The sequence below is a fragment of the Nonomuraea diastatica genome, from assembly GCF_004349015.1.
Taxonomy (GTDB): domain Bacteria; phylum Actinomycetota; class Actinomycetes; order Streptosporangiales; family Streptosporangiaceae; genus Nonomuraea; species Nonomuraea diastatica.
Window position 1 is genome coordinate 17,465 of sequence record NZ_SMKP01000144.1, and the last position, 10,260, is coordinate 27,724.

At 67.9% G+C, this 10,260-nt stretch carries 10 protein-coding genes; all 10 read right to left on the reverse strand.

Features of this window, described 5'->3' with window-relative positions; genetic code table 11:
• Positions 1-18: 18 nt before the first annotated feature.
• Entirely contained in the window at positions 19-684 is a 666-nt protein-coding gene (locus tag E1294_RS37150) for a VOC family protein (protein WP_132515660.1), read from the reverse strand.
• 286 nt (positions 685-970) lie between these two features.
• A complete protein-coding gene (locus tag E1294_RS37155; protein WP_281284568.1) occupies positions 971-1,387 on the reverse strand; it encodes a thiol-disulfide oxidoreductase DCC family protein in 417 nt (138 codons plus the stop codon).
• Positions 1,388-1,426: 39 nt separating this feature from the next.
• Positions 1,427-2,446, reverse strand: coding sequence for a S66 family peptidase (locus tag E1294_RS37160; RefSeq protein WP_165977673.1), 1,020 nt, complete (start codon positions 2,444-2,446; stop codon positions 1,427-1,429).
• The gene (locus E1294_RS37165; RefSeq protein ID WP_132515663.1) at positions 2,443-3,654 is read right to left on the reverse strand and encodes an MFS transporter; all 1,212 of its coding nucleotides are present in this window, start codon (positions 3,652-3,654) and stop codon (positions 2,443-2,445) included. Before E1294_RS37165 ends, E1294_RS37160 begins: the two co-directional genes overlap by 4 nt.
• A 117-nt stretch (positions 3,655-3,771) precedes the next feature.
• Entirely contained in the window at positions 3,772-5,034 is a 1,263-nt protein-coding gene (locus tag E1294_RS37170) for an ATP-grasp domain-containing protein (protein WP_132515664.1), read from the reverse strand.
• Positions 5,027-6,046 carry a TauD/TfdA family dioxygenase gene (locus tag E1294_RS37175; RefSeq protein WP_132515665.1) on the reverse strand — a complete coding sequence of 340 codons (1,020 nt, stop codon included), beginning with the start codon at positions 6,044-6,046 and terminating at the stop codon, positions 5,027-5,029. Before E1294_RS37175 ends, E1294_RS37170 begins: the two co-directional genes overlap by 8 nt.
• A complete protein-coding gene (locus E1294_RS37180) occupies positions 5,991-7,310 on the reverse strand; it encodes a methylaspartate mutase (protein ID WP_246083564.1) in 1,320 nt (439 codons plus the stop codon). The genes E1294_RS37175 and E1294_RS37180 overlap by 56 nt, the downstream gene beginning before the upstream one ends.
• Positions 7,311-7,322: 12 nt before the next feature.
• Positions 7,323-7,724: a cobalamin B12-binding domain-containing protein gene (locus E1294_RS37185; RefSeq protein WP_246083565.1), complete on the reverse strand. Its 402-nt coding sequence runs from the start codon at positions 7,722-7,724 to the stop codon at positions 7,323-7,325.
• A 154-nt stretch (positions 7,725-7,878) separates the two neighbouring features.
• Complete coding sequence (locus E1294_RS37190) at positions 7,879-8,844, reverse strand: diiron oxygenase (protein ID WP_132515667.1); 966 nt, start codon at positions 8,842-8,844, stop codon at positions 7,879-7,881.
• Positions 8,841-10,094 (reverse strand): diaminobutyrate--2-oxoglutarate transaminase, encoded by a 1,254-nt coding sequence (ectB, locus tag E1294_RS37195; RefSeq protein WP_132515668.1) that lies wholly within the window; start codon positions 10,092-10,094, stop codon positions 8,841-8,843. The genes E1294_RS37190 and ectB overlap by 4 nt, the downstream gene beginning before the upstream one ends.
• Positions 10,095-10,260: the final 166 nt, after the last annotated feature.

A 10,260-nucleotide genomic window follows, 5' to 3' on the forward strand; every position in this document is an offset into this window, starting at 1 on the left:
CCGCCTTTCGTGCGCACCTTAATCGCGGCCCTGCCAGGTGCTCACGCAGACCTCGTTGCCCTCGGCATCGGCCAGGACCCAGAACGCTGGAGCCTTCGCCTCCGACACCAGCCTCCCGCCCGCGCGGAGGGCGGTTCGCACCCGACCGGGTCCTTCGTCATGCGGCACGCAGATGTCGAGATGGATGCGGTTGCGCTGAGGGCGCGGCACCTCCATCTGCTGGAACCACACCGCTGGTCCTTGGCCCAGCGGATCAATGAGGGGATCGGTCGCGCCGGTTCGATCCCCCTCGTCGCCGTATCCCAAGACCGCTTTCCAGAACGGCCGAACCGCGGCGATGTCGAGCGCGTCGACCGCGATCTCAAGCTGTTGCACGGATCGAGGTGGCGTGCTCGTACCCGGCTCCAGCGGTAGTCCCAGGGCCGCTATCCGCTGAGCGATGGCGATGTCGGTCTCTGTGGTCCACCCCTCTGTCTGGGTCGACACCATCACCCGGTCCGAGCCCAGATCGACATGCAGCCGGCCCGTGCCGTCGCCACCGGCAGCGGCGACGATCCGGGTCGCGATGTCGGCCGCGTGGATCAGTGACGTCACGGGAACGCTGGTGCACAGCCGACCGGCGATGAGTCGCCAACCCAGGTCGTTGACGGCGGCAGAGATACGTGCGTGGGTCAATTCGCTCATCGGGCGCAGCCTACACAGGCCCGGCAGCCGGGTCGCCGGTGGCGGCCGGTGGCGGCCGGTGGGCGAACCGTTCGTCACGCGGCGGGTGACGAACGGCCGCCAGAGACGCGCTGACCGCATGGGGAAGGACCTGAGATGCGCACGCCGTCCTGGCCACGGCGGCCGCCGCTCTGGGCGGTACAGAATCCGCCAGGTTCGACGGATCGGGCAATGTATGGGACGAGGCGACACCGTGCCTCGGTTCGCCGGCCGGCGTCTTCGACACCGCCGGCGGCCCGTCACCGGATTACGCTGCTGTGTCCCCGTCGTTGGAGTGCGCTCCGTCCGGGGGAAGCGCGCACGCCGAGGTGGCGCCGGGCAGACGGTACCGGTTGTCGGCGACGAGACGATAGAGACCGTGCGCTGGCCAGCGCATCGGTGGCAGGCGCAGGGCCACTCCCAGCAGGCTCCATGGCAGCCCGGCGTCGATCAGCAGCTTGGCCACCGCCTGTGCTCCGCCGTACACGCCTCGCTCGCAGATCCAGAGCAGCTCGTATTGCGCACGCTCCCGCGTCACGCCGAGGCCGGCCAGATCAGCGGACTGCCAGGCGGTGATCCGTGCCCGAATGCGCATGTGCCGCTGCACGAATTTGATGCAGCTGGTACAGAATCCGCAGTCGCCGTCGAAGACAAGAACAGCTCTCATGAGATACCGCGCAATCATTCGGTGCCGAACGGGCAGCGGGTTGTCGAAGGCAAGCCCCTATCGCACCGCGCCGTCGACGAACGTGACGGTCACGGGCCGCCCGGGTTCCCCTGCGATGTCGGCGGTCAGCCCGTACGGAACGCTGAACATGGGATCGGTGTGGCCTATGTCAAGGCCGCACACGACGGGTCCGCCGAATCCCGTCAACGCCCTGTTCAGCACCGGCTCCAGCACCGCCGGCCGGTTGAGCCGCCGTTCGTGCCCGAACCGGCCGAAGCCGATCGCCGAGATCGTGTTCAGCAGGCCGGTCTGACGGAGTTGGGTGAGTTCGGCGTCGAGCTGGGACGGCGTGGTCTCCAGCGAGGATTCCAGGAGCAGAAGGTGACCGGTCAGGTCCGGCCAGTACGGCGTGCCCGCCAGGCGCAGCAGCGTCGTCAGATTCGCTCCGTACAGGGGCCCCGTGGCGCGGCCAGGCCGTAGCGCCCATGGCCCGGCGTTGGCATGCGTCGCGCGGGCCCGGTCGTCGGCGCTGTCCCACGGCAGGAACTCGTCCGTCCAGGCCGGCGAGGCGTCGATCAGCTCCGCGGGAGCAGGGTTTTCCAGTGTTCTGCGCCAAGCCCGCATCGTGTAGTCCAGGCAGCCGCCGTACTCTCCGAACTGCGGCAGAAGCTGGGGGCCCATGACGACGCCCAGGCCCGTTCGCCACCAGATCGCGGTCAGCAACGCGGTCACGTCGCTGTAGCCGATCAGCAGCTTGGGGTTGGCCGCGATCAGGTCGAAGTCCAGCAGATCGAGAAGCTGGTTGGAGTTGTTGCCGCCGATCGCCGTGACGATCGCCGTGACCGAAGGGTCGGCGAAGAGACGGTGGAGGTCCTCGGCACGTTCCTCGGGGCTTCCCGCCGTGTAGTCGCCCGTGCTGCAGGCGGATGGGGCGAAGCGCACCTGGTAACCGTGGTCGCGCAGGAAGCCGGCGGCCCTGAGCCGACGCCGGGGGTAGCGTGCCGCCTCGTCCGAGGAAGGCGACAACACGCCGATCGTATCGCCCGGCCGCAGCGCCGGGGGCAGTACACGTTTCACGATGCTCCCTTGGAGGTGACCTCGCCGGCCACGCCGCTCTTGTCCCTGAGCAGGACCGCCGACGACACTGCCGCGCACAGCAGCACGCCGATCCCCCCTCCGATCATCACAGGTCGCGCTCCGAACAGCTCGGCCGTCAGGCCGGCGGCGACGGCGCCGAGTGCGGCCGCCGCATGAGACAGGCTGAAAGACGTCGCCATCACACGTCCGAGTGTCGAGTTGTCGGTCGTCCGCTGCCGGTACGCGTTGGCGGCCACGTGCCAGACGAACGCCGCCACGCCGGCGCAGAAGTACGCGATATAGGCGGCTATCAGGCCATCGGCCAAGCCGAAGAGGAGCCGGGCCGCACCCTGCAGCGCCACGGAGAACACGAGCACCACCGGTGTGCCGAACCTGTGGACGAGCTTCGGCGCGAGCACTCCGCCCATGACGCTGCCCACGGCGGCGACGGTGAAGAGCATGCCGAACTGGGGGTCGGTCAGCCGCAGGTCTTCCTTGGCGTAGATGACCAGGATCGCCGCCCCCGCCATGAGCATGAAGTTGACGACCGCGGCCATGAGCGTGATCTGCCGTAGCACCGGAGTGCTCAGTGTCACGCGCACTCCCTCCTTGGCCGCGGCGAGGAGCCGCTGCCCCGTGCGCGGCGGGGCAGGGGCGGGCGGGACCAGGAAGATGAGCAACGCCGCGACGACGAACGTGAATCCGTCGATGATGAACGGCGCGGCGGCGGAGAAGGCGAACAGGAAGCCCGCCGCCGGTGAGCCGAGGACGTCCTGGCTCAGGATGCGGCCTATGTAGAACCGCGCGTTCGCCTTCTCCAGCCCTTTGTCCGGCACGGCCTGCTGGATCAGCGGGACTGACGCCGTGTCCACCACCGCCTCGAAGATCGGCAGGGTGAAGGCCAGGACGTACACGTGCCACATCTGGGCCTGCCCGGTCAGCACGGCGATCACCAGCAGGGTCAGCGGCACGACGCGGGCGATGTTGGCCACGAATACGGCGATCCGCCTGTTCACCCGATCGACCAGCACCCCGACGAACGTGCCGCCCAGAATCCAGGGAAGGGACGAAAGGATGGCGACGAGCGAGATATCGACCGGTTCCGAGCTGATGTGATAGGCGAGCAACGGCAGCGCGACATAGCGCATTCCGTCGCCGAAATTAGAAATGGTCGAGGAAAGCCATAAGGGCAGGAACCCTTTTCCCATGAGCACGATGATCCGAGGTGAGTTGACGGCGGGGACACGGGCCGGTCGGAGCCGGCGTACGACAGGACGCTCAAGCGGCGGCGCGCACGATCCGCCACGTACTGAGACGGCCGGCGGTCACGCTGAGAGAGCGTCGTGGATCTGTTGGAGGATTCCGGGCTCGAGAAAGCGGTGCCGGTCGTTCAGCTCGTCCAGCGCCTTGACGAACGGGCCCTCCTCCCGGAATTCGCAGGACACGACCATGTTGCCGCCGTGGTCCTGCCCGCTTATCCGCAAGGCCCCGGCCCGCACCACGTCGATCATGGCTGTCGCGTCGCGGATCAGGGACGGCGTGGGGTCGACGACAGGAAACTCCAGTGCCCATCTGGCACCGGGCAGGAGCGCGCTGCGGGGCTCGCGCCAGGCGCCCAGCGCCATCTGGAGCAGTTCGGCATAGGTGTTGCGGTCAGAGGCCACGCTGGACAACAACGTCGTCCCCGAGACCCGGGGGTTGATCTCGATGACGTGGTAGGTGCCGTCGCGGTAGATCATCTCCACTTCGACGGCGCCGTTGACGTCGAGTTCGGCGCATGTGCGGATCAAGCGCCCGGCGAGATCCTCGAACTGCCTCTCACGCTCCTTGCCGGGCCCGGCATAGCGCAGGGAACCGAACAGGAAGGACGGCTCGCCCCCCGTCGTGCCCTTCCACACGAGAGGCTGCACCTGATAGACGCCCTCCCGGCCGATGATCTCTACCGAGCACAGCTCGCCGTGCAGGCACCGCTCCAGCATGATGGTGCCGTCCGGCGGCCGGTCGAGATGTTCCACCAGCGCCGCACGGTCGCCCAGGAAGCGGAGCCCGTTGCCGAAGCTGTCCCACAACGGCTTGCCGAGCAGCGGGAAGCCGATCCGGTCCGCCCTGTCGATGACGTAGTCACGGTAGCCGGGCATGGGAACGGTCCTGCCGTTCAGCACGTCACCGTCCACAAGGACGTCATCGGGGACACAGATGCCGGCGCGGCGGAGGAATGCCTTGGTGTCCGCCTTGTTCGCCAGCATGCCCGTGGTCTCCGCACCGTGCATGACGGTCGAGACGCCGCCGGCGGCGAGCTCACCGGCGACAAGGGCGTCCCTCAACGCGTTCTCGTCACGCAGTGAGATCGAGATGCACGCGTCGGCTCCCCACCGCCTGATCCTCTCCGCGATCTGGCCGGGGCTCGCGTCCGCGGGGAGCTTTTCCGAAGTGCCGGGAAAGTCCCCGGGACCACAACTCCCATCCGTGTAGAAGAGTCTCGCTTCCGTCGCCGTCGCCCGCAGCCGCGCGTCCAGCCGCTGGATGTGCGGAGCGGCCCGCTGGATCTCGACAGAGCGGAGGAACGCCACCCGTCGCACGTCAGGCATGGACACGACGGCTCCCGGCCTCGGCCCTGTCGCGGATGTTCCAGAGGCTGCGCCGGATGTACGTGCGCTGCAGCCACCGGTCTTGCCCGTCGTAGCGAGCAAGGAACTGGGTACGGGCGTGCAGCCCCTTGCGGTTGTTGATCAGGAGCGCCTGGCCGGGGGCGAGCCGGACCACGCTGGCCGCCTCCGGAGCCCGGCAGGCTGCCTGCAGCTGGTCGAAGGCTTCGGCTGCCTCCGTGGTGACGCACCGTACCCCGTTGGCCGCGACCGCGATCTCGGGAGCGTGGTCAGGTCCGGAGAGTATCGCGATCGGGTCCGAGTACACCTCCTTGCCGTCCGCGAACATGCGTACATATCCGCCAGGCGCGTTGAGCTGGAACAAGGGTGAGCGCAGGATCTCCACGGCGCGCGGATCGAGCACGCGCAGGACGTCTCGCGCGTCCGCGTACCACGTCTCGGCCTCGGCGGCGATGTCGGCGCGCAAGCAGTTGAGCACCAGGAAGTCCGGGTTGCTGATGTCATAGCGGCCGCTCGAGTCATGCACGATGTCGTTGTGGAAGTTGAGGAAGACCTTCGAGCCCTGGCTGGTCTGGGTGGTGGCGCCGGTCGCCGTGGGGATCACGTCGTGCACCACCCTGCCGTCCTTCTCGGTGATGAAGGCGACCGGCTCTCCGAGCAGCCCTGACAGTCCGAGCAGCACACCTTCCGCGACGAACGTCGGCTTGCCGGCGCAGGGGCCGCCGTCTGTCGGCGTCGGAGGGAGGTCCGGCTCGCTCGGAAGGTTGCTGAGCAGCATCACGCCCGGCGTGTCGACATGGCGCCCGAAGTCGAGGACGGCCCGCAGCAGAGGCAGCGGCAGCCGGGCGAAGATCTGGTGGGTACGCGTCATGGCGTCGTCGAGGTCCGACGCCGGGTCGGGAAGGCTGAGCAGGCGCTCGAGGACGTCGTCGCGGACGTCATCGGGAAGAGCCAGCTCGATCAGGCCATTGCGCGGCCGCTGATGCTCCGTCATCGTCATGGTGCCGGCCTTTCTCATGAAGGTGGTCAGGGCTGTCGAATCGGCGCCGGTTGTAGGCGAGCATGTCGAGCAGGTCCGCGGCCGACACACGAGTCGTGCCGTCCGGAGGGCGAGCGGCGATGGGCATGTCTCCCGTCGTAGCCCAGCGCAGGCGCCCCGCCGAGTCGATGATGGCGCGGGCCTGGTTGGCGTTGTCGGGATGAAGGCAGTAGGGCACGTCGAGCAACCCTCTGCGGAAGGCGCGGACCAGCGCGGCGCCCACCGACGGGCCCTGTTCGAGCACGGCGTCGATGAGCGTGGCCGCCTCCTGGTAGACGTCATCGCCGTTGTCGTGGGTGTCGCCGGGCGCCGTGCGCCGCGCCGTCATCGCCGCCCATTCCAGGGCCTGCACGTTCTCTTTCACCGTGGGAATACGGAAGGCTTCGGCGACGGTCTTCACGATGAGACGCTCGCAGCCCGTGAGCGCGGCCAACCGGGCGCTCTCGCCGAGCAGGGCCAGCGCTCCCCTGCGGCTCACCGGATAAAGGCCCATGGAGGTGTAGACGGTGACGTGCCAGGAGGCGCCGCCGAGCCGTTCGCGGGCCAGCCTGCGCAGGGCTGTGATCGCTTCGATGTCCTGCCGGTGGTTGGTCTGCTGGGCGTAACTGAGGGAGATGTCGCGTATCCCGTGCTGGAGGAAGAAGAGCCCCTCCAGGATGTTCAGCGCGATGAGCAGGCTCGGCGGGCAGAGTTGCCCGAGCATGCACCCGCCGAACGTCTCCAGATGGGCGGGGCCGCCCGGACCTTCGTAGGCGGCCAGGAGCTCGCACGAACGCGACCATTCCGCCACTGCCGCGGCCAGCGGCTCCCTGCTGTACGGAAGGCAGTACGACACCGGCCCGCCCTCTGTCGCGGCGATGCCGGCCGCGAGCATCTCCCGGAAGATGTCGTATGGCCTGGCGGAGCCATGCCGGAGCTGGATGGGAAAGACGCTCTGGTCGAATTCCGCGATCAGCTCGCGTGTTCTGGCAGCCCCATGCGCCAGGAGCGGGAACCCGTTCAAGGCCGTTCCGCGCAGCAGTTGCTCTCGGGCGCGGTGCAGGTCACCCGTTCTGGTGAAGCTGTCCAGGGTGATCGTGCCGACCGTCTCGGCCGTCGCATCGCGGACCGCCCGCAGGCCCTCCACCATCCGCGCCGGATCGGAGAACCCCATCCTGGACTGCACCACCAGTTCGCCACGGCCGGCCACTCGTCCGCCGAAATAACCCAGCCCTGCCAAGGGAACCCCACTTCACCCGGCGGCGGCCGTGCCGGACCGGGCCAGAAAGCACCGAAATTCCTGCACCGAATCGGCGGTGACGAAAACGCCGTCGAAGCCGAGGCGCAGCAGCGTCCTGACGTCCTTTTCCGGCACCTCGCCGTTGACATTGAGATTGCCGCCGATGACCACGGGCAGGCCCCGTAACTCGGCACACTGCCGGATTCTGCGAATGTATTCGGGGGCCTCGATGAACCCATGGCCGTTGACCGTGCTCAGGACGAGAAGCCGAGGCCGTTCGCTCAGACAGCCGCTGACCAGCTCGTCGACCGGCACACACGCGCCGAGGTTTCGCACGTTGAATCCATATTCCTCGAGCAGGAGCTGGAGAAACACCAGGTTCCAGGTGTGCGAGTCCGAGGCGGTGGTGGACACTACGGCGCGAGGTCCGCTCAATTCTCTGCCCATCGTTCGGTTCCACTTTCGTTCACCGTTTCGCCCGAGGACCTGTGCACAATCATCGCGACGCGCCACCGAGCACGTCCAGAGAAGGAGCCTGCGCGGGCAGGACATGTCCAGAAGACGTCATTCACGTTTCTGTCTCAACAGCCGAGACGAACTTCGCATCGATGGCCATTTCCCGGGCCAGCCGCTCGACACCGGAAAAGTCGCGGACCAGCAAGGAGCTCGCGCCCCCGCGTTTGCAGTCCTCCACGATGTCCGTCGCCTGCTCGATGCCGGCCTGCCGGAGAATCCTCGGCCACGCCGCGTAATCCTGCGCGGCGAAGGCGTGCACCGCCTTGGGCAGGGCGTGGGCGAACATGCGCTGCTGGGCCGGGCTCATGCGGACGTAGAGCTCTTTGGCCACCTCCACCATCACCGAGCCGTGGGCGGCCTCGTCGCGAGCGTGCAGCCGGGGCACCAGCGCGTGCATCGGCTGGATCGTCTCGTCACGGGAGAGCAACTCCAGGTAGGCGTTCACGCTGACCTCCGTCACCGTGGTCCACACCAGGGCGAGCAGGTCCCGATGCCAGGCATCGGAGACCTTCTCCTGTTCGGTGACCAGGCGCCGATAGGTCACCGCGTGCGGATAGTCAGGCTCGGAATCGAGATCGCGTGCCTGCCGCGTGTGGTGCATCGCCATCATGTGCATGTAGGTGTGCCACGTCTCGTCCACGTGTGCCTGCTGCACGGCCAGCTTGAGCTCTACGCGTTCGCTTCCTGGGAAAACGCCGTGCACGATCTTCGCGAACGTGGGATTGGCGATGTGCTCCTCAGCCGTGATGACGCGCGCGTTGTACATCATCCAGGCGTGCGTCAGCACGGCCTGGCGTTTCTCGAAGGAGGCGTCGGCGTAGTCGGGATGCTCGGCGAAGGGAAGGAACCGCTCCGGATAGTCCGGCACGAGCGGATCGTGTTCCTGCGGAGCGGCCAGGGTGTCCATGTGGCTGCGGATGGTCGCCCGGCGCGGCCACGCCGCGGATATCCGCCGCAGCGTGGCCGGCCCGATCTCGGCTCCAGCCTCGGTCCCAGTCTCGGTCTCGGTCTCGGTCATCGGGTGCCCGCCTTCCTCTTCGAGAGAACCTCTTGGACAGCGTCGTCAAGGATGTCCATGCCGCGGTGCAGCGCGTCGTCGTCGATGATCAGCGGCGGCATGATCTTCACGACCTGGTTCGCCGCGCCCGACGTCTCCAGCAGGAGGCCCCTGCTGAACGCCGCCAGCGAGATCTCGGCGGCCACGGCGTCTTCCGCGAAGAACAGCCCCCTGAGCAGCCCGCGTCCACGTTCGATGCCGCTGGTCATCGCGCGCACCCGTTCGGCCAGCAACAGGCACTTCTTGTCGAGATCGGCGGTGAACTGCGGCGACGACCACAGGCCGAGGGCGGCCGAGGCGGTGACGAAGGCGAGGTTGTGCCCGCGGAACGTCCCGCTGTGTTCGCCCGGCCCGAGCAGGTCGAGGTCGGGGCGGATCAGGGTGAGCGCCAAGGGCAGCCCGTAACCGCTGATCGACTTGGCCAGGCAGACGATGTCAGGTCGCAGCCCCGCCTCCTCGAAACTGAAGAAGGAGCCGGTACGGCCGCAGCCGGCCTGGATGTCGTCGACGATCAGGACAATGCCCCGGTCGTGTGCCACCTTCTCCACCCGCCGCAACCATTCCGGTCGCGCGACGTTCAGGCCGCCCTCGCCCTGCACCGTCTCCAGGACGATCGCCGCCGGCGGATCGATGCCGCTGCCCGGGTCATCGAGCAGCTTTTCCAGGTAGTCCACGGTGTCGGCGTCCTGGCCGAGGTAGCCGTCGTACGGCAGACGCGTGACCCGGTCGAGGGGCACGCCGGAGGCCGCTCTCTTGCCCAGGTTCCCCGCCAGGGCCAAGGCCCCGAGCGACATGCCGTGGAAGCCGTTGGTGAAGGCGATGACGTTGGTGCGTCCCGTCGCCCTGCGCGCGACCTTGAGCGCGGCCTCGATCGCGTTGGCGCCGGTAGGGCCGGTGAACTGGACCCGGTAGGCCAGCCCGCGTGGACGCAGGACGATGTCGTCGATTCGGCGGAGCAGCTCCGCCTTGGCCTCGGTGTGCAGGTCCATCGTGTGGACAGGTCCGTCCGCCGCCAGATAGTCCAGCAGCTCCGCCTTGATCGCCGGGTGGTTGTGACCGTAGTTGAGCGCTCCCGCGCCGGAGAGGAAGTCGATGTACGAGCGGCCCTCCTGGTCCCAGAGCACGTGCCCGCGTGCCCTGACGAAGACGGCGGGAAATCTCCGGCAGTAGGTTCTGACGTTGGATTCGAGTTCGTCGAAGATGGTGACCATGCCCGTCTCCTGAGAGTCAATCGTCGTACTCAACACAATCGGCCGCGGCGCTCTCCAGGGCCCGGATGACAGGAGGCAGTGCCGCCGGGCGATCGGTTTCGGCCCAGACGGTGAACACCCGTTCGAGGCCGCCCCGCCGCCAGTCGAGCCTCTGGCCCGCCCGCAC